A 19,915-nucleotide genomic window follows, 5' to 3' on the forward strand; every position below is an offset into this window, starting at 1 on the left:
ATATTTCAATAACAAAAATACAATCTTATTTCTTTTTTAATACTAATTCTACTTTTTATTAGGTATTCTTAATAACAGAACAAAACCTACAGCAAAAAACAGGATTAAAAACAATATAGCATTCTGCATCTTACCAGTGATATCACTTACTAATCCATACATAGACATCCCTAGCACAATACCTAGCTTCTCTGTCACATCATAAAAGCTAAAGAAGGAAGTCGTATCCGTAGTCTCTGGCAATAGTTTAGAATATGTAGATCGAGATAATGATTGTATCCCTCCCATTACTAATCCTACAAAACTAGCTGCCACATAGAACTCATTAGGCGTGATTATAGTATATGCATATAGACATATTATAATCCATAACGCATTTAAGACACATAACGTATAAATATTGCCAATTTTTTTTGACAATAGAGATGTCAAATAAGCTCCTAGTACAGCTACCAACTGTATCATCAGTATACTTAATATTAAGCCTGTTGTACGTTGAGTATCGTTTTCCCATGCGATTTCTTTTTCTCCAAAATAAGCTGCGATAACCATCACTGTCTGCACTGCCATACTGTAGACAAAGAAAGCTACTAAATATCTCTTTAGAGCAACATATTCTCTCAACTCTCCCCATACCTTCTTTAACTCTCTAAAGCCTTTAAAAAATAGAGATCGAGTAATTTTTTTCTCATTTTTAAAGTCTGGCAAATACTTAAATGTATATAAGCTAAACCCTATCCACCACAGACCTACAAGTATAAACGAGAAGCGCATAGCCGTCATAGCAGTGGTAAAACCAAAGGTGTCATACTTCATCACTAACAATAAGTTTAACAGTAGTAGTATAACACTTCCGATATATCCTAGTGCATATCCCTTTGCACTTATTCTATCCTGCTGCTCTGTAAGTGCGATATCAGGAAGGTATGAATTATAAAAAACTAAACTTCCCCAAAAACCTATTAACCCAAACATATAGATCAATAAGCTCAACAACATATAATCTAGACTAAAGAAATAAAGAAGCATACACGATACAGACCCTATTCCACAGAACAGTTTCATAAAGAACTTCTTATTTCCTAAATAATCAGCTATTCCTGATAATATAGGTGATAGTATACAGACTATTAAGAATCCTATCGCAGTGATATAACTGATAATTGATTCACTCTTAATAGAGGTTCCCCAAAAATCAAAACTATCAATATTCAACTCTCTAAATAGAGATCCATAATACAACGGAAAGATAGATGACGAAATAACTAAGGCATATACTGAGTTGGCCCAATCATAAAATGCCCATGCATTTAAAAGTTTTTTATCCCCTTTTACAAAACTTTTCATAGTCTATTCTATTTAAAAAAATAAGCTACCAAAAGGTAGCTTACTCTATTTTTATCTTCCGAAAGATACACCAAATTTTGCTGCTTCAGCTTTCGCTTCAGGAATTAATTTCTTCAAATTAGCAATACGCTCTTCATTACTAGGGTGAGTACTCATCCATGAGCTTCCTCCCCCACTACCATCTCTAGCAGCCATTCTACTCCAGAAACTAACAGCTTCTTCTGGATTATACCCAGCGATAGCCATTAATGTCAATCCTATTTTGTCAGCTTCTGTCTCATGTGATCTACTGAACGGTAACATACCTGCTACATTACTACCATACCCATACAGCCCTGCACTTAACTGTTTAGTCGTCGCACTAGACTTAGCAGTAGCTGCATCTATTGCCACAGCTCCCGCCTGTTGTAGCATACCTGCACTCATGCGTTGTTGTCCATGATTAGCTAACGCGTGAGCTACCTCATGCCCCATCACTACAGCTATCCCAGCATCTGTCTGACAGTATGGCAAAATACCTGTGTAGAACACAATCTTACCTCCTGGCATACACCACGCATTCACTTCCTTATCATCTACTAAGTTATACTCCCATTTATAATCATTAAGATAACTTCCATACCCATTAGCTGTCAACCAAACTTCTGCTGCTTTCTTAATTTTCACACCCACATCAGCTACACGTTGTGCATCTTTTGTCCCCTTTATCACTTTATGCTCTTTTAAAAAAGTATCATATTGTGAAAAAGACATTGGAAACAACTCTGCATTAGAAGTAAACGCCATAGTTTTTTTCCCTGTAAAAGGATTTGTTGCACAAGCAGTTAACAACAAAACAGTTCCGATAGAGAATACGATTTTTTTCATTATTTTTTATTTTCAAAATTAATAGGAATTCGCATAATTCAAAAACTTTTACTTTTATAATAATTCTTTTAGATTCTTTTATTTTGTAATTTTACCTGCTTAGAACATTATTATAATGCAAAGTCAAAAACCAAAACAATCGCTTGAAATACCAAAAAGCATAATAGTAATAGGAAAAACATTACAATTATTTTCAAAGAATCTAGCGACTAGATATGCTCAAAACTTATTTGTCACTCCTCTTAAATTTAAACCACCTAAGAGAGAGAGAGAGATGCTAGACAAAAGTGTAGTGACTAAAATAACTGTCCCTGCACTGCGCAAAGATATCGTAGTATATCAATATGGAACGAATAAAGCTGCTGATAAAAAGGCACTTCTTATACATGGATGGAACGGTAGAGGTACACAACTAGTAACTATTGCCAATATGCTAATGAGAGCAGGCTATGACATCGTAAGCTTCGATGCTCCAGGTCATGGTAAGTCTCCTAAAACAAAAACAAATATGACTGAGTTTATCGCTTCTGCATTCGAAGTAGAGAAACAGTTCGGTCCATTTGAGCTTGTTATTGGTCACTCACTAGGTGGGATGACTACCATGAATGCCCTAAGAGATGGTCTTAAGGCAAAAAAAGCTGTTATACTAGGAAGTGGAGACGTAGTGAAAGATGTAGTAGATGACTTCGTCAAACAAATAGAGCTAAAACCTATTATCTCTAAAAAGATTCAAGAACGATTCGAAACTCAGTTTAACCAAACTATGGAGAGCTACACTGTACACTTAGCAGCAGAACAGATCGATATACCTCTGCTAATTATGCACGATGAAGATGATCTAGACGTAAATGTAAGAGCTGCCTATGCAATTAAAAAACATAGTAAGAATGCAGAGATTATGATCACATCAGGTCTTGGTCACCGCAAGATCTTAGGAGATAAAAAAATAATAGAACGCATCAAAGCTTTCATAGAACAATAGATTAATGAAAACAGTTGTATTCAGTTGTATCATTCTAAGTATATTAGCCTGTAAAGATGTAAACTATCAAAAGATACCAAAGATGAAAAAAGATAAAACAACAACAGAACAAGAATGGCAACAAACCCTAACTCCTGCTGAGTACTATGTACTAAGAGAGAAAGGGACAGAACGTCCATTCACTGGAGAATACAACGACTTTAATGAGCAAGGAACGTATCACTGTGCAGGGTGTGGGCAGTTATTATTTAACTCCGATACTAAATTTGATGCACATTGTGGTTGGCCTTCATTTGATAAAGCGATAGAAGGTGCTGTTAACTATATAGAAGATCTATCACATGGAATGAAGAGAGTTGAAGTAACATGTTCTAACTGTAATGGACATCTAGGACATATCTTCCCAGACGGACCTGCTGAGACTACAGGTATGAGATACTGTATGAACTCCATCTCATTAAAATTCAAAAAACAAGAATAACTATAGATAAAGAGAATAATGATTTAATTATTCTCTTTTTTTGTTTGTATACTTCCTATTTCACTTCACTCATATTACCTATCTAGTAGCGAATGAGTCCGTAGTGAGTCCGTTATGAGTCCGTACTCACTCCGTTAAAATGTATAATATAACGGAGTCATCACCTACTCACCGTACTATCACTAAATACATATCTCATATAAGCTTAAGACAAGATATAGAGGTAAGAGGCATAAAGTACTATACAAACAGCTAATACAGCGATATTATCTATGCATATAGTTTAGCTAGACCTCACTACTTTATAGCCATATAGAGCGTGACAATATACTTTCTGCCAATACTGACAATAAGCGGTCGTCCAATCTACTCCTTAGTTATTAGTACAATAACTTTACTTGTTTGATTTCAAATAGCTCTACACTATCATCTTCCTTTTTCACACTTAATAACCCATTCTTAGTCACCCCTTGTATAATCCCCATAAAGCGAACACCACTAGGTAGTTCAAAAACACTAGGAATATTAATACGATATAAATTACGATGATATTCTTCCCATATAAATGAGCTTCCTAAAGTGACATACTTCTGACAGTATTCTTTCAGTGAAGCCAATATAGCGTGCATCACTTCATCTTTATCCACTTTTTCACCACATAATTTGAATAAAGAGGTCGCTTGAGGCAGTTGGTCGAAGTTTTCTTGGTTAGCATTTATACCTATACCTACTACTGACAGAGTTTCTCCTGAAGCTTTGATAATATTTTCAATCAAAATGCCACCAATCTTCTTATTATATGACAATATGTCGTTTGGCCACTTTATGCTAAATGGCAGATTATATAACTTTTTAATCCCTGAATAAACGCTTAATGCCACAAGAATATTTAGATCAAAAACATGCTCTGGAGTCTCTAACAGATCCTTCACTAACACACTAAACGCTAAGCTACTACCCACTTCTCCCTTCCATACACTACCTCTCTGTCCCTTACCCTGAAATTGATTTTCAGTAGCTACAACAGTAAAATTTTCTAGATTGGAATGCGTTAATATTTCCTTCAAATAAGTATTCGTTGACCCTATGGCATCGAGTTTGATAATATTCATGTAAAATAATTATAGACTAATCTGATCGATTTCATTATATTTGAATCCAAAATTAGCAAACATTACATTTAAACTAGAATAAAATAAGACAAAAAATAAATGGCAGACAAAAATATTAATAACGACGAATTGATTGCAAACATTGTAAAAGGGATAGAATCAGTTAAAGGTGAAAACATTACAATAATCGATCTAAGAGAAATAGACAACACTCCTTGCGATTACTTTATCATAGCTGATGGTAACTCTAACACTCAAGTTAATGCCATTTCAGGTTCTGTACAAAAATTAGTCTCTAAAGAATTACGTGATAAACCTTGGCACGTAGAAGGTGAAGATAATGCAGAATGGATTTTAATGGATTATGTAAACGTTGTTGTACACGTGTTTCAAAAACACATCCGTGAATTCTACAACATCGAAAGCTTATGGGGAGACGCTAAAATCACTACTATTGACAGCCAGTATTAACCACTAAACCAAAATTTCATGTCGGAAAATATGAAACCTAACCAAAATAAATCAAGATTTAATCCATGGGTATTATATGGTAGTATCTTGGTGATTATCTTGGTGATAAATTTCCTTACTAATGGAAGCAGCTTTGGGAACTCAAGACAGTTGGGACTTTCTAAGCTATATGAATATGTAGAGAAAGGATATGTTGAAAGAATTGACTTTAGCCGTTCTGTTGCTAAAGTGTATCTAACACCAGAAGCTCAAAAAAGCAAAGAGTTTGAAGATTTAAACAAAAATAATATACTTGGAAGAGAAAATGCAGGACCTCAATTCTTAACTGACATTGGAGACGCAAAGATGTTCCAAGAAAAATTAGACAAAGCAGCTACTGAAGGAAAGATTAAAGAATATAAATCTGAACCTGAAAGTAACTGGGGAGATATCCTTATTAGCTTCCTACCTATCATCATCATCATCGGATTCTGGTTATTCATGATGAGAAGAATGACTGGTGGCGGAGGAGCTGGTGGTGGAGGTCAAATCTTCTCTATCGGAAAATCTAAAGCAAAATTATTTGACGAGAAAAACGACATTAAAGTTAGCTTTAAAGATGTAGCTGGATTAGAGGGTGCGAAAGAAGAAATCGTTGAAATCGTTGAATTCTTAAAGAACCCTGAAAAATATACTTCTATCGGAGGTAAGATACCTAAAGGAGCACTATTAGTAGGGCCTCCAGGTACAGGTAAGACTTTATTAGCTAAAGCTGTTGCTGGTGAAGCGCAAGTTCCATTCTTCTCTCTTTCGGGATCTGATTTCGTAGAGATGTTCGTAGGAGTAGGAGCTTCTCGTGTAAGAGACTTATTTAAACAAGCTAAAGAGAAATCTCCAGCAATTATCTTTATTGATGAAATTGATGCTGTAGGACGTGCTCGTGGTAAGAGCAACTTCTCTGGTTCTAATGATGAAAGAGAAAATACATTAAACCAATTATTAACAGAGATGGATGGTTTTGGTTCTAATACTAACGTAATTGTATTAGCCGCTACTAACCGTGCTGAGATATTAGATAAAGCATTACTAAGAGCTGGACGTTTTGACAGACAGATTTATGTAGACTTACCAGACGTTAAAGAACGTGAGGCTATCTTTAAAGTACACTTACGCAACATCAAGAAAGTAGATAACCTAGATATCGACTTCTTATCTAAGCAAACACCTGGTTTCTCTGGTGCTGATATTGCTAACGTATGTAACGAGGCTGCATTAACAGCTGCTCGTAAAGATAAAAAAGAGGTGGATATGCAAGACTTCTTAGACGCTGTGGATAGAATCATCGGTGGTCTAGAGAAGAAAAACAAAATCATCTCTCCTGAAGAGAAATATGCTATCGCTATACATGAGGCAGGTCACGCTACAGTAAGCTGGATGTGTGAGCACGCTTCTCCACTAGTGAAAGTAACTATCGTTCCTAGAGGACAAAGTTTAGGAGCTGCATGGTACCTACCTACAGAAAGACAAATCGTAAGAACAGAACAAATGTTAGACGAAATGTGTGCTACTATGGGTGGACGTGCTGCTGAAAAGATCATCTTCGACAAGATATCTACAGGTGCATTAAGTGATCTAGAGAAAGTAACTAAACAAGCTAAGGCTATGGTTACTATTTACGGCCTGAACGAAAAACTAGGTAATATTACTTATTATGATTCGTCTGGACAAAGTGAATACAGTTTCGCTAAACCATACTCAGAAGAAACTGCTCGTGTAATAGACCAAGAGATTTCTGCTCTAATAGAAGGTCAATACGAGAGAGCTATTTCTATCTTATCTGAGAACAGAGAAAAACTAGTACAACTAGCAGATTTACTTTGTGAAAAAGAAGTAATCTTCAAACAAGATTTAGAGAACATCTTCGGTCCTAGACCCTTTGATAAAGAAGGAGCAGTAGAACTTAATATAACTACTGAAACAAAAACTGAAGATAACATAGAATAATAGAGACTCAACCTCTATAAACATTAAAAATCTTAACCTAAAGGCAACTTTAAGTTAAGATTTTTTTTATCTTTGAATACTTAATCAATTTATTTCATCGGAGTTTATTTTAATATGAGTTTTTTCAAGAAGTTATTAAAAGTATTTCAACCTTCTGACCCAGTAGAGGAAAGCCCTGCTGTGCATAAAAGTCAATACTTACCTGAAGAAAAACTTCCTGTGGATGAACTTTTTACTTTAAACTTTAAAGAGAATGGTGGCAAGTTTTTGTACTGTGAAACGCTAGATGAACTAAATGAATCTTTTATCAATATTCTCGTAGAGAATGATTGGTTTGAAACTGAAGCACAAACGTATGAAAGTCCTCTGTACTCTATGCTACAAGAGAACAATATAAAATATGGCGAAGTAAAGAACCCAACTTTCTTTTTCTCTGGGTGCGAAAACTTAATAGCCGAAGACGGTTCTATTCTATTTTGTGATAAACAAATCAAGAATAATAAAGCACACGATTTACCAGATAATATTGTAGTCCTAGCTAAGACTAGTCAAATGACTAGAACAAAAAGTGATGGCTTAAGAGAAATCAAAAGAAAATATGGTAGTGCACTACCTAGTAACATTACAACATTTAATTGCTTTAAACAATCTACCAATGAAAGCGATTTTTTAAGCTATGGTAGAACTCCCAAGAATTTGTATTTATTACTTTTAGAAGATCTATAATATGTCAGAAACAGTTACTCGAGCAATATCAGGCGTTGTATACATTGCGCTTTTGATTGGAGCAACGTTGTACTCACCTACTAGCTTTGAAATTCTTTTCGGAGCATTTATGTTCATTGCATCATACGAATTTGCAAAACTAATCAAGCTACCAAAATCATTAGCTATGATTATCTCTCTTATGGCCTCTGCGTGTCTTGCGTGGTATAGAGATATATTACCTATTAATGCGATAGCTATATTCGCAGCTGTAGTTCTACTTGCACTATTAGCTGAATTATTTACTACAAAAAAACCTAATCGATCATTTCCTATCAAAATGATTATATTCTTAGGTTATGTAATATCATCATTTGTTACACTTCAGTACTTACCGTTTGTTAATGATGGTAATCAGCCTGTATATGTTCCTCAAATCATTATTGGTATTTTAATAATGATCTGGACTAACGATACTTTTGCTTATATCACTGGAAAGAAATTTGGTAAAAATAAGTTATTCGAAAGAATATCACCTAAGAAAACAATAGAAGGTTTTCTAGGTGGAATGTTGTTTACAATTATCGCAGGAACTATCTTAAGTCAATATTTCGACTTTTTTAATATTGTAATTTGGATAAGTAGTGCTATTTTTGTCAGCATTTTTGGAACGATCGGAGATTTAGTAGAATCTCATTTCAAAAGGGAGGCTGGCGTAAAAGACAGCGGTTCTATCATGCCTGGTCATGGTGGGATCTTAGATCGACTAGACAGTGTTATATTTGTAGCACCATTTTTGTATTTAATATATCAAATTTTATAACTATGTTTCACAAAGAAGGAACTAAAATCATTTTCTTTTCATTAGTAATAGCTGCTGTATTAGTAGTTTTAGCTGATGTACTATGTGCTAGTATTCCATGGCTAAGAGTAGTCCTGCAATCAATAGTACTAATCTTTTTAATTCTAATATTACAATTCTTTAGAAACCCTGACAGAACTGTTACAGCGGATGATAATAAAATCTTAGCTCCTGTAGATGGTAAAGTTGTTGTTATAGAAGAAGTTTACGAACCAGAATACTTTAAAGAAAAAAGATTAATGGTATCTGTATTCATGTCCCCTATCAATGTACACGTAACACGTTATGCTTTAAGCGGACTTATCAAATACAGCCAATACCACGCTGGTAAATACCTAGTAGCTTGGCATCCAAAAGCTAGTGAAGAGAACGAGCGTACTACTGTAGTAGTAGAGAACCCTGTTTTCGGAGAAGTAATGTACAGACAAATCGCTGGAGCACTAGCTAAACGTATCGTTAACTATGCTAAACCAGGTATGCAAGTAGTACAAGGTACTGACGCTGGATTTATTAAATTCGGTTCAAGAGTAGACTTATATTTACCATTAGGCACAAAAGTTGATGTGGTATTAAATCAAAAAGCAATTGGTAATAAAACTGTTATTGCGCACAAATAAATAATGAGCAATTTAGATTTAGATTTTACAGAAGCATACGAGCGAATTTCAAGAGAGGCTAAGAACCTTCCTCCTGATGTAATGTTGCGCATCTATGCTTTTTACAAACAAGCTACAAATGGATTAAGCCACCAAGATTTCGAAGATATGTCTAGTGATCTTAAACGCGCTTTTAAATTTAATGCTTGGACACAAGTAAGTCATTTAACAATAGAAGAAGCTAAATTAGAATACATTAAGTTAGCGAAAGAAATATTAGATAATGAAAAAGCTTAAGGTAACATTAATCACTGTAATCACTCTGAACTTCGTTCTACTTACTTCTTGTAATAACAAGGAAGAACTAACAGAAGTACAGATACCAGAAAGGGAATCTTTTATCACTAAAAATTCTAACTTTCCGGATCCTAATACGATAAAAACAAAACAAGGACCATTCGAAATGCAAGGTATTGGTCATGGTTTTGGTGATTATGTTGATATATTAAAACCTGAAAGCGTTTATATACATTACGACAAATACCATCTAAGCTATACTAATAAATTAAACACCTCTGTACATGGTACTCCATTTGAAAGAGATAGTATATCTGGCTTAGTGGCTAAAATTGATAATAATTACCCTAAACTAAAGAACTTCTCAGGAGCATATTACAATCATAATATCTACTGGCGTTCTATTTCTCCATTAGAAGAAAAAACTCCTAATGAAAGCCTTAAAAATGCTATAACAGAATCCTTTGGTTCTATGGCTGAGTTTAAGAAAGAGTTTATAGCACAAGGAAATGCTTTAATTGGTTCAGGTTGGTTATGGTTAGTACAGGTAAATGGAACACTACAAGTCATTACAACAGCGAATAATGACTCTCCTATGATGCCTGAGGTAGCTAAAGGAAGTCCTCTTCTAGGTATAGACTTATGGGAACATGCTTATTACCCAACTTACGAAGAAGATATCACTGCTTATCTAGAAATGTGTTTTAAGCATTTAAATTGGGATTATGCGAATAAACTTTATAGACCTAAAGTTATTACAACACCCCCTGTCACACAAGTTCAACAATAAGATATCATATATACAAAAAACGCCTACTTTATAAAGTAGGCGTTTTTTGTATATATAGTTAGAAAGGAACATCATCATCATTCTGATATCCTCCTTGGTATCCTCCTTGACTAGGTGGAGAACCAAAGATAGAATCACCTGAAGGTAAGTTTCCTACAAAATTCTGTTTATAGTCACCTCCTCCTTGATCATTCATCGCAGATGAGAATGTATTACCAAATCCAATCATATCATCATCTAAATTATCAAACTTACCGAACTGTCCTAAGAATTTAAGACGAATATTATCTAATCCACCATTTCTGTGTTTAGCAACGATAAATTCTGCTTGTCCTGCAGTAGGACTTCTCTCTTCATCATCCCATTCTTCAATCTTATAGTACTCTGGTCGATAAATAAACGATACGATATCTGCATCCTGCTCAATCGCCCCAGACTCCCTTAAATCGGATAATAAAGGCCTTTTTGAAGCACCACGCGTTTCTACTGCACGAGATAACTGTGATAAGGCAATAACAGGAACATCTAATTCTTTTGCCAATGCCTTAAGCGTTCTTGAGATAGTCGAAATCTCTTGCTCACGGTTTCCTCCTCCTTTAGAGTTTCCACCAGCTGTCATTAACTGCAAATAATCAATGATGATTAACTTAATACCGTGCTGAGAAGCCAAACGACGAGCTTTAGCTCTTAAGTCAAAAATAGATAAAGATGGAGTATCATCTATATACAACGGAGCACGCTCTAAGTCTTTTACCTTTACGTTTAGTTGTTCCCACTCGTGTGTTTCTAATTTACCCGTACGCAACTTCTCTGAAGACAATCCTGTCTCAGAAGAAATAAGACGTGTAATCAACTGCACAGAAGACATCTCTAATGAGAAAACTGCAACACCTGCACCAGTCTCAATAGCAATATTTCTAGCCATAGATAATACAAAAGCTGTCTTACCCATACCAGGACGAGCTGCTATAATAATCAAGTCACTTGGTTGCCATCCTGAAGTAAGTTCATCTAACTTATGGAATCCAGTAGCTAATCCACTCAAACCTTCTTTAGTACTGATTTCCTCAATTCTCTTCTTCGCCTGTGCAACTAAAGACTGAGCTGTTTCAGAACTTTTCTTAATATTTCCTTGAGTTACCTCATATAATCTAGATTCAGCTTTATCTAATAAGTCAAATACATCACTTGTCTCATCATAAGCATCTTCAATTATTTCATTCGAAATACGAATCAAACTACGTTGAATGAATTTCTGTAAAATAATACGTGAATGGAATTCAATATGTGCAGAAGAAGTAATCTTTTGTGTAAGACTAACCAAATAGTAATCACCTCCTACTTGATCTAATTTACCATTCTTACGCAATTGCGTAGATACAGTTAATAAATCTATAGGTTGATTACTTACGAATAATTGATCGATTGCTTCAAATATATGTTTATGAGCATCTTTATAGAAAGCATCTGGTTGTAATATATCTATAACCTCATCAATACCTTTCTTATCAATCATCATAGCTCCCAACACAGCCTCTTCTAAATCAATAGCCTGTGGTGGCAGTTTTCCTTTCTCTAAAGACACAACTTCTCTAGAAAAAGATTGCTTTGGTCTAAATTCTTTTGCTTGTTCCATAATGCGAAATTAATCCTTTTTCATGATAACTCAATCCTAATTTATACAATTACCTTGTTAATAAGATAACTAATAAGTAGGGAAAAAAAAATCCGAGATGAGATCTCGGATTTTAGTATTTCTATATTTTCAGAACTAGTCTTTATACTCACCCATTTCGAAATATTTCTCCATGCGTTTTTCTATTAACTTATCTGTTGATAACTTAGCTAAGCTACTATATGTATCTACGATATATTTCTTAACAGTAGCGAAAGTTTCTTCTCTATTAGTATGTGCTCCTCCAAGTGGTTCTGGAATGATATCATCTACTAATTTGTTTTTCTTCATATCATAAGAAGTTAATTTTAGAGCATCTGCAGCTCTTTCTTTATACTCCCAACTTCTCCATAAGATAGAAGAACATGACTCTGGCGAAATCACAGAATACCATGTATTCTCTAACATCGTTACTTTATCACCTACACCAATACCTAAAGCACCTCCCGAAGCTCCTTCACCTACAATAATACAGATGATAGGCACTTTAATACGGAACATTTCATAGATATTACGAGCAATAGCTTCACCTTGTCCTCTTTCTTCTGCTTCTAAACCTGGATAAGCACCTGGAGTGTCAATTAAAGTAACAATAGGAATATTAAACTTCTCTGCCATTTGCATTAAACGCAAAGCCTTTCTATATCCCTCAGGATTAGCCATCCCGAAGTTTCTATACTGTCTAGTCTTAGTATTATAACCTTTTTGTTGACCAACGAACATAAAACTTTGATCACCGATTTTACCAAGACCACCCACCATTGCTTTGTCGTCTTTTACATTTCTATCACCAAAAAGCTCTAGAAAAGTATCTCCACATAAAGCCTTGATATAATCTAATGTATAAGGTCTATTAGGGTGTCTAGACAATTGAACTCTCTGCCAAGCAGTCAAGTTTTTGTATATATTCTTCTTAGTTTCTTCTAATTTCTTCTCAATTTGCTTACAAGTTGCTGATACATCAACATCAGATTCTTCACCGATCAAAGCACATTTATTCAGCTGTTCTTCAAGCTCTTTAATTGGAAGTTCAAAATCTAAATATTCCATTTATGATTAAGTTTTAGTTTCAATTACGAATGACAAAGATAAAACAATACTCGGATAGATAAGCTATCTCGTGCTAAGTTTTCTCTTTTTTCTATTTTTAACAATACCATTTAGTACCACTGTACTCAAAATTAACAGGGCTCCTATATAAAACTCCAAGGTCATTTTCTCACTGTCTTTAAAGATGGCCACAGCTAATAAAATACCATACACTGGCTCTAGATTAATAGTCAGCATCACTGTAAAAGGCGTTAAATAGCGCATAATATACACAGAACCTAAAAAAGCGAATGCAGTACATACTGTACCTAAAAGTAAAAGCCACATCCAATCATTTAGACTAACCTCAAAAAATTCTATAGTGAAACCTCCTGTAATCAATAATACTAAGGAAAGGACTATAAGCCCTCCTAACATTTCGTAAAATGTAATAACTGGAGCAGCAGTATGCACGATTAGTTTACTATTAATAATAGAAAACAAAGCTGACAAACAGGCTGCAATTAATCCTAAGAGTATACCTTCTATATAATCTCCACTTACACTAAAGATTAAAGTCAAAGCACATATTACTATAAAGCCGAAGAAGACTTCATAGCTCACCACTTTCCTCTTTAAAATTAATGGTTCTAAAATGGAGGCAAAAAAGGCTCCTGTAGATAAGCAAGCTAGTGTGATCGAAATATTAGACACCTTTATGGCTAAAAAGAAAGTTAGCCAATGTAAGGCAATAACTACACCTGCTCCTAAAAACTGTATAATACGATGTTTGGGCGCCTTTATAGATTGCTTTGTAAAAGCATAAAATACTAATAATGTAATTACTGCTATTAAAATCCTATACCACACTAATGGTAAAGCCTCTAGAGAGATTAATTGTCCTAGAATAGCTGTAAATCCCCATATAAAAACAATTAAATGGAGATATATCTGACTCTTTATATTATCTGCGAGCATTTCGAAGTAAGAATATTGCTAAAATACCAAAAACAACATTAGGTAGCCATACCGCCACTAAAGGTGGTATACTAGACGCTTCTGCCAATGTACCAAATATCTTATCAAAGAAGACATAGATAAATGCTAAAGCAATCCCTATGGCTAAGTTCATTCCCATCCCTCCTCTTCGTTTCATTGAAGAAACAGATACAGCAATAATGGTTAAAATAAACGCCGATACAGGCACGCTATATTTCTTATATAATACTACTAAATAGACATTGATATTAGAAGAACCTCTCATTTGTTCTTTTTCTATAAAACGCTTTAGAGGACCTAATTGCATCGTTTCTGCAGCATACACCACAGGGGTAAGATCATCTATATCGAAGTCAAGCTTCATTTCTTTTTCTTCAGCTCTTTCGAATATATCTTCAGTTTCACTTATTTCTCTTTTGAAATAACCAAATAAAGTATACGTTTCGGTTTCAGGATTCCAAACTATACGATTAGCTGTCGTTTTTGAAGTCATTTTATTTCCATCAAATACTTCTAATGAAAAGTTATAACCTGTTTTACTATTGTAGTTGAAGTTACTTACATAAATAAACTCTGTTGGGCTAATCTGTCTATACACATTCTGACTCTCCCTTACCTCAGCACTTTTCATATACTTATAACGGAAATCATTATACCCTTGACTAGCTTTAGGCACAATAAAAACAGACATTACTAAAGCAAATATAGAAATGAAAGTAGCCCCAATAATATATGGACGTAAAAAACGAGTAAAGGAAATTCCCGAACTAAGTATTGCTACAATTTCTGTATTATTAGCTAGCTTAGAAGTAAACCAGATAATGGAAATAAATAACAATATAGGAAACAACATATTAGCAAAATAGATTGTAAAGTCCAGGTAGTACATTAATACTGCTGGCAAAGGAACCTTATTTGCTAATATCTTGTTTATTTTTTCAGAAACATCAATTATGATTCCTATAGGCACAAAAAGCAATAATAACACAAAGAACGTTACTAAGTATCTTTTGAGTATATACCAATCTAATATTTTCATATAATTACTATTTGATGCTTCTTTATATTTTGATTAAATTATAAACGGTTATCCATTTGTTTCACCATCTTATTTTTCCACTCTGTAAAAGTACCTGCTAAAATCTGACGACGAGCTTCACGTACTAACCATAAATAGAATCCTAAGTTGTGTATCGTTGCGATTTGTTTACCTAATGACTCATTAGCTGCAAACAAGTGACGTAAATAAGCTTTTGAATAAGCTGTATCTACCCATGTATATCCATTCTCATCGATAGGAGAGAAATCATCTTCCCATTTCTTATTCTTCATATTCATAGATCCATGAGCTGTGAATAACATACCATTACGAGCATTACGTGTAGGCATTACACAGTCAAACATATCTACTCCTAAAGCAATATTCTCTAAGATATTAATTGGAGTACCTACTCCCATTAAATAACGAGGTTTGTCTTGTGGCAGAATATTTGTTACTAGCTCTGTCATTGCATACATTTCTTCTGCTGGCTCACCTACTGATAATCCACCAATAGCATTACCTTCTGCTCCGATATTAGCAATATATTCAGCTGATTGTTCACGCAAATCCTTAAAAGTACTTCCTTGTACAATTGGGAATAACGTTTGAGAATATCCATACATCTCAGGCACCTTAGCTAGATGGTCTACACATCTATCTAACCATCTATGCGTACGATGCATAGATCTCTTAGCGTATCTATAGTCACATGGGTAAGGAGTACATTCGTCAAAAGCCATAATGATATCCGCTCCGATAGTACGTTGAATCTCCATTACGCTCTCTGGTGAAAAGAAGTGATAAGAACCATCAATATGAGACTTAAACTTCACTCCTTCTTCCTTAATCTTTCTATTAGATGACAATGAATATACTTGGAATCCCCCACTATCTGTTAAGATATTACGATCCCAGTTCATAAACTTATGTAACCCTCCTGCCTGCTTAAGGATCTCCATTTTAGGTCTTAAATAAAGGTGATAAGTATTACCTAAAATAATATCAGGATTAATCTCTTCTGATAATTCACGTTGGTGAACCCCTTTAACAGAAGCTACAGTTCCAACTGGCATAAAAATAGGTGTCTCAATAACACCGTGATCAAGCGTAATCTTCCCAGCACGTGCACGAGAATTTACGTCTGTATGTAATAAATCGAACTTCATAATTATTATTTACAACTCGCAAAGATAAAGCAAAACTATGGATGCTTTTAATTTTTAATATTTTTTTCTATTATCCTCTTAAACGAGTTCTTACTGTACTTTTCGTCTTAAAATAAGCCATATTACAATAGGAGCACCGAATATAGAGGTAACAGCATTAATTGGTAATAAGAATTGTTCTCCTTTTATTTGGGTAAGCATATCACATATCAACATTAAGACTCCTCCTAATAAAGCTGTAGTAATAATCAAATAGCGATGACTACTCACTTTCAACAATAACCTTGCTATATGAGGCACTGCTAATCCAATAAAAGCAATAGGACCTACTAATGCAGTCGAAATCCCTGCAAGAAGACTAGTGACCAAAATAATCATATTACGCGCCTTCTTAACATTAATCCCCATAGAAGATGCGTAATTATCACCCAATAACATTGCGTCTAAAGCTCTAATAAGTAACATACTTCCTAATACTCCTATTCCAACAACAATAGCAAAAAGAGTAATACTTTCCCAACTCAAATTACCTAAACTTCCCAATGACCAAAAAGCAAAACGCTTTAACTGCTCTGCAGAACTAAAATAGGTCAATATACCAACTATCGCATTAGCAAAACTACCAAACATCAATCCTACAATAAGAACAGTAACTGTGTTTCGGACAGAATTAGAAACTAATAACACTAAAAAAAGCAATCCTAAACTCCCTAAGATAGATACAATAGCTATACCATAAGTGGAAGTAAAAATAGAAACAATAGTTACTGGTAAAAGAGATGCTCCTAATATTAGGATAGCAACACCTAAACTCGCTCCAGAACTTATTCCTAACACATAACTTTCTGCCATAGGGTTCCGAAACAGCGTCTGCATAAGCAACCCACTTATAGAAAGAGCTACTCCTACTAGAACAGCGACAATAGCTTTAGGTAATCGATAGTTAAGTATAATATAACGCCAAGTCTCTTTTACTTCTGTTTCTCCTAGTAATACACTTACTACTTTACCAAATGGAATATGTATACTTCCCATCGATATATTGAGAACAAACAGAAGTAATAAGACTGTGATCAAGCCTATGATTCCTACTTTTTTACTCATAATTACTTTAATTGCTCAAAGAAAACAGGTTGGTAATTAGGTATAGATATCTCTGGGTGTAAAATATAGATCAAATCTTTTAATACTAAATCAGGACGTGTTGGCCCTAATTCATAGAATAAGCTTCCTCCTGTCTCTCCTTTTCTTGGAGAGAATGAATATACATTCTTATTCTTAAAAGCATTAAACTTAGCATAGTGTGGGTTAGCATCTACTAATTGCTGAAGAGTTTCATATTGAGCTGGGTTAATCCAGAAAGATGCATCTATAGCTTTATCAAGCACTACCTCTAACGAAAGAGATAAACTCCCTGTACCTTCCGTTTCTTTCCATAGATAATCTGACTTAGCATCTTTAAAGTATATAGCCATCCAGCTTTGTCCTTGAGGGGTATACCATACATCTTGATACATAGCACCACTCATCACAGTCGGATTATTTTTAGCATCTTTTACTAAAGCTTGTGCATCCTTATAATCTTGAACTATTTTATCAAAAAAGGTCTTCGCTTCTTTTTCTTTACCATATAAAGCTCCAAATAATTTTATCCACTCCGCTTTACCTAAAGGTGTCTGTTCTACCCAATCACCATTATACACTATAGGTATCCCACTCTTTTCTATTAATTGTAAAGCTTGATTAGAACCGTCCATAGCGAATGCTATAATAACTGAAGGATTCAAATCTAAAAGCAACTCAGTATTTAATTGTTCATTTTGTCCAACTTCTTTAATCTCATTATCATTTATTAACTTTCTAATTGAAGGAGATGATACATAATTTAACCCTGGAAAACCTTTCAATGACTTTTCTTCTTCTAACACCACTAATGAAGGAAGGTGAGTAGTAGAAGTAACTACGATAGACTGTACGGGTACTTTTATACTAGGAAGTGCTTTTAACGAATCAGGTATATCCTGTTTATCTCCCTTATATAACACATATTTAAAGCTTTTATCTGCTCCAACCCAAGCTTGCTTTACATTTACAATAGAATATTGCTCATGTGCTTCTATACTAAATCCTTGTGCATACTCTATAGCATTTACCTTAGCGTCAGAACTAGTATCAGTGTTACTCTCTTTCTTACAAGATATAAATACAGTAGTTACTAAAAAGAATAAAGAATAAATCTTCCAGTTTTTCATAATTATCTAATTGGTTTAAATACAAAAATAGAACATTATTAAATACTATAAATATAAATCGACTACCTCTGTAATAGATTGGACGAATACGATTTTCGAAAACTACGTAGGAATTATTCAAAAACTTATTTACATTTATATTATGTTTGTACATATAGATCAATATAAATGAAGAAAAAGACATCTATTAAAAACTTACTTTTTTTTGGAGCACTAGTATTAGGAGCTATTATGACTTTTATATACTTCCCAACCAAAAGTGACACGAAACCTACTTTAATACAAAATGAGTATGGAACTTTTAATAATCCAGAAGTGGCTTATAAAGAATGTCAAAAATTACTAATTCAACTTTCTAATGACCTGAATAAAGGGATCCCTACTAACAAAACAAAGTAACCATGAAAAATACAGTAAAAGCAATATTTATCTTTTTATTTACCTTGAGCACTATCAATACATTTGCTCAAGATGAATTTCAAGCATTCGAAAAGAACAAACAAGTAAATGCTGTAGTTGTAAATCAAAAGATGTTCGAAATGATGGCCAATGTAAAGGTAGAACCTACAAGCCAAGAAGAAAAAGCATATTTAAATCTAATCAAAAAATTAACTTCGTTAAGAGTATTTAATACAGCTTCGGCTTCTTTAAAAGAAGAAATGAAAGCAGCAGTATCTAAGCATGTTTCTTCTGCTTCTTTAAAAGAGTTCTCTAGCAATAAAGATAATGGTGGTAATATCACGATATATATCAATCAAAATGGGTCTGCTAACAACATAAGCAACCTACTTCTTTTCAACGAAAACAGTAAAGAGAATATAGTAATGATCTTGACAGGACAGTTCTCACTAAATGAGATATCGTCTTTAACATCTAAAATGAATTTACCGATTGGAGATTCATTAAACAAAATAAAGTAATCAAAATATAAGGCATAAAAAAAGCAGAGATTAAAATCTCTGCTTTTTTTGTGACCCGACTGGGGCTCGAACCCAGGACCCCAACATTAAAAGTGTTGTGCTCTACCAACTGAGCTATCGAGTCATTGACAAACTGTTTGTTTCTCAATTGCTATGCAAAGGTAGTCCTTTTTTTATATCTCACAAATTACAAACTAACCTTTTTTCCTAGATTTATCAAGGGATAGACGTAAAACACAGAAAATGAATTAATAGCACTTTAAAAAAATTTTCAAACTTTTTTATCAGACTACTTTACTACTGTTTTTAAGAATAATGATTAATCTAAATAGACTTTCT

At 34.1% G+C, this 19,915-nt stretch carries 21 protein-coding genes and 1 tRNA gene; 11 read left to right on the forward strand and 11 right to left on the reverse strand.

The features are described 5' to 3' along the window. Nucleotides 1-48 precede the first annotated feature (48 nt). Together MPR_RS13900 and MPR_RS13905 are read right to left on the reverse strand one after the other, a co-directional pair. The gene (locus MPR_RS13900; protein WP_041893521.1) at nt 49-1,347 is read right to left on the reverse strand and encodes an MFS transporter; all 1,299 of its coding nucleotides are present in this window, start codon (nt 1,345-1,347) and stop codon (nt 49-51) included. A 51-nt stretch (nt 1,348-1,398) separates the two neighbouring features. Continuing rightward, nucleotides 1,399-2,214: a M48 family metallopeptidase gene (locus MPR_RS13905; RefSeq protein WP_041893524.1), complete on the reverse strand. Its 816-nt coding sequence runs from the start codon at nt 2,212-2,214 to the stop codon at nt 1,399-1,401. A gap of 115 nt (nt 2,215-2,329) precedes the next feature. Between MPR_RS13905 and MPR_RS13910 the strand changes: the two genes are divergently transcribed. After that, nucleotides 2,330-3,196 carry an alpha/beta hydrolase gene (locus MPR_RS13910; RefSeq protein ID WP_041893528.1) on the forward strand — a complete coding sequence of 289 codons (867 nt, stop codon included), beginning with the start codon at nt 2,330-2,332 and terminating at the stop codon, nt 3,194-3,196. A gap of 4 nt (nt 3,197-3,200) precedes the next feature. Then, nucleotides 3,201-3,677 (forward strand): peptide-methionine (R)-S-oxide reductase MsrB, encoded by a 477-nt coding sequence (gene msrB, locus MPR_RS13915; RefSeq protein ID WP_041893531.1) that lies wholly within the window; start codon nt 3,201-3,203, stop codon nt 3,675-3,677. 380 nt (nt 3,678-4,057) lie between these two features. Here msrB and MPR_RS13920 read toward each other — a convergent pair whose 3' ends face one another. Then, on the reverse strand, nt 4,058-4,789 hold the full coding sequence (locus tag MPR_RS13920) for a biotin--[acetyl-CoA-carboxylase] ligase (RefSeq protein ID WP_041893534.1): 732 nt from the start codon (nt 4,787-4,789) through the stop codon (nt 4,058-4,060). A gap of 99 nt (nt 4,790-4,888) precedes the next feature. On the opposite strand from MPR_RS13920, the gene rsfS reads away from it, so the two are divergent. The 7 genes from rsfS to MPR_RS13955 all read left to right on the forward strand — a co-directional run bounded on the left by rsfS (nt 4,889) and on the right by MPR_RS13955 (nt 10,493). Beyond that, complete coding sequence (gene rsfS, locus MPR_RS13925; protein WP_006258757.1) at nt 4,889-5,260, forward strand: ribosome silencing factor; 372 nt, start codon at nt 4,889-4,891, stop codon at nt 5,258-5,260. A gap of 18 nt (nt 5,261-5,278) precedes the next feature. Then, the gene (ftsH, locus tag MPR_RS13930; protein ID WP_041893537.1) at nt 5,279-7,243 is read left to right on the forward strand and encodes an ATP-dependent zinc metalloprotease FtsH; all 1,965 of its coding nucleotides are present in this window, start codon (nt 5,279-5,281) and stop codon (nt 7,241-7,243) included. Nucleotides 7,244-7,357: 114 nt separating this feature from the next. After that, on the forward strand, nt 7,358-7,969 hold the full coding sequence (locus MPR_RS13935) for an LUD domain-containing protein (RefSeq protein ID WP_006258759.1): 612 nt from the start codon (nt 7,358-7,360) through the stop codon (nt 7,967-7,969). 1 nt (nt 7,970) lies between these two features. Then, nucleotides 7,971-8,771: a phosphatidate cytidylyltransferase gene (locus MPR_RS13940; RefSeq protein ID WP_041893540.1), complete on the forward strand. Its 801-nt coding sequence runs from the start codon at nt 7,971-7,973 to the stop codon at nt 8,769-8,771. Nucleotides 8,772-8,773: 2 nt separating this feature from the next. Continuing rightward, a complete protein-coding gene (locus MPR_RS13945) occupies nt 8,774-9,427 on the forward strand; it encodes a phosphatidylserine decarboxylase family protein (protein WP_006258761.1) in 654 nt (217 codons plus the stop codon). Between the two features lie 3 nt (nt 9,428-9,430). Then, on the forward strand, nt 9,431-9,703 hold the full coding sequence (locus MPR_RS13950; RefSeq protein WP_006258762.1) for an acyl-CoA-binding protein: 273 nt from the start codon (nt 9,431-9,433) through the stop codon (nt 9,701-9,703). Then, on the forward strand, nt 9,690-10,493 hold the full coding sequence (locus MPR_RS13955; protein ID WP_041893543.1) for a superoxide dismutase: 804 nt from the start codon (nt 9,690-9,692) through the stop codon (nt 10,491-10,493). Before MPR_RS13950 ends, MPR_RS13955 begins: the two co-directional genes overlap by 14 nt. Before the next feature lie 58 nt (nt 10,494-10,551). Here the strand turns inward: MPR_RS13955 and dnaB are convergent, their stop codons facing one another. The 7 genes from dnaB to MPR_RS13990 all read right to left on the reverse strand — a co-directional run bounded on the left by dnaB (nt 10,552) and on the right by MPR_RS13990 (nt 18,656). Next, nucleotides 10,552-12,129, reverse strand: coding sequence for a replicative DNA helicase (dnaB, locus tag MPR_RS13960; RefSeq protein ID WP_041893545.1), 1,578 nt, complete (start codon nt 12,127-12,129; stop codon nt 10,552-10,554). 135 nt (nt 12,130-12,264) lie between these two features. Further along, on the reverse strand, nt 12,265-13,218 hold the full coding sequence (locus MPR_RS13965) for an acetyl-CoA carboxylase carboxyltransferase subunit alpha (protein ID WP_006258766.1): 954 nt from the start codon (nt 13,216-13,218) through the stop codon (nt 12,265-12,267). Nucleotides 13,219-13,281: 63 nt separating this feature from the next. Continuing rightward, the gene (locus tag MPR_RS13970) at nt 13,282-14,175 is read right to left on the reverse strand and encodes a DMT family transporter (protein ID WP_041893548.1); all 894 of its coding nucleotides are present in this window, start codon (nt 14,173-14,175) and stop codon (nt 13,282-13,284) included. Continuing rightward, nucleotides 14,162-15,235, reverse strand: a complete 1,074-nt coding sequence (locus MPR_RS13975; RefSeq protein WP_041893550.1) for an LptF/LptG family permease — start codon at nt 15,233-15,235, stop codon at nt 14,162-14,164. The genes MPR_RS13970 and MPR_RS13975 overlap by 14 nt, the downstream gene beginning before the upstream one ends. Nucleotides 15,236-15,273: 38 nt before the next feature. Further along, nucleotides 15,274-16,404, reverse strand: a complete 1,131-nt coding sequence (gene tgt / locus MPR_RS13980; protein ID WP_041893553.1) for a tRNA guanosine(34) transglycosylase Tgt — start codon at nt 16,402-16,404, stop codon at nt 15,274-15,276. A 90-nt stretch (nt 16,405-16,494) separates the two neighbouring features. Beyond that, nucleotides 16,495-17,508, reverse strand: coding sequence for an iron ABC transporter permease (locus MPR_RS13985; protein ID WP_041893555.1), 1,014 nt, complete (start codon nt 17,506-17,508; stop codon nt 16,495-16,497). 2 nt (nt 17,509-17,510) lie between these two features. Further along, nucleotides 17,511-18,656: an ABC transporter substrate-binding protein gene (locus MPR_RS13990; RefSeq protein WP_041893557.1), complete on the reverse strand. Its 1,146-nt coding sequence runs from the start codon at nt 18,654-18,656 to the stop codon at nt 17,511-17,513. Nucleotides 18,657-18,824: 168 nt separating this feature from the next. Between MPR_RS13990 and MPR_RS13995 the strand changes: the two genes are divergently transcribed. After that, the gene (locus MPR_RS13995; RefSeq protein ID WP_041893559.1) at nt 18,825-19,055 is read left to right on the forward strand and encodes a hypothetical protein; all 231 of its coding nucleotides are present in this window, start codon (nt 18,825-18,827) and stop codon (nt 19,053-19,055) included. 2 nt (nt 19,056-19,057) lie between these two features. Beyond that, the gene (locus MPR_RS14000; protein WP_006264369.1) at nt 19,058-19,576 is read left to right on the forward strand and encodes a DUF4252 domain-containing protein; all 519 of its coding nucleotides are present in this window, start codon (nt 19,058-19,060) and stop codon (nt 19,574-19,576) included. Between the two features lie 51 nt (nt 19,577-19,627). Here MPR_RS14000 and MPR_RS14005 read toward each other — a convergent pair. Beyond that, nucleotides 19,628-19,700: transfer RNA gene (locus tag MPR_RS14005), tRNA-Lys, on the reverse strand. Nucleotides 19,701-19,915 lie beyond the last annotated feature (215 nt).

Origin of the sequence: Myroides profundi (assembly GCF_000833025.1) — a bacterium.
Classification (GTDB): domain Bacteria; phylum Bacteroidota; class Bacteroidia; order Flavobacteriales; family Flavobacteriaceae; genus Flavobacterium; species Flavobacterium profundi_A.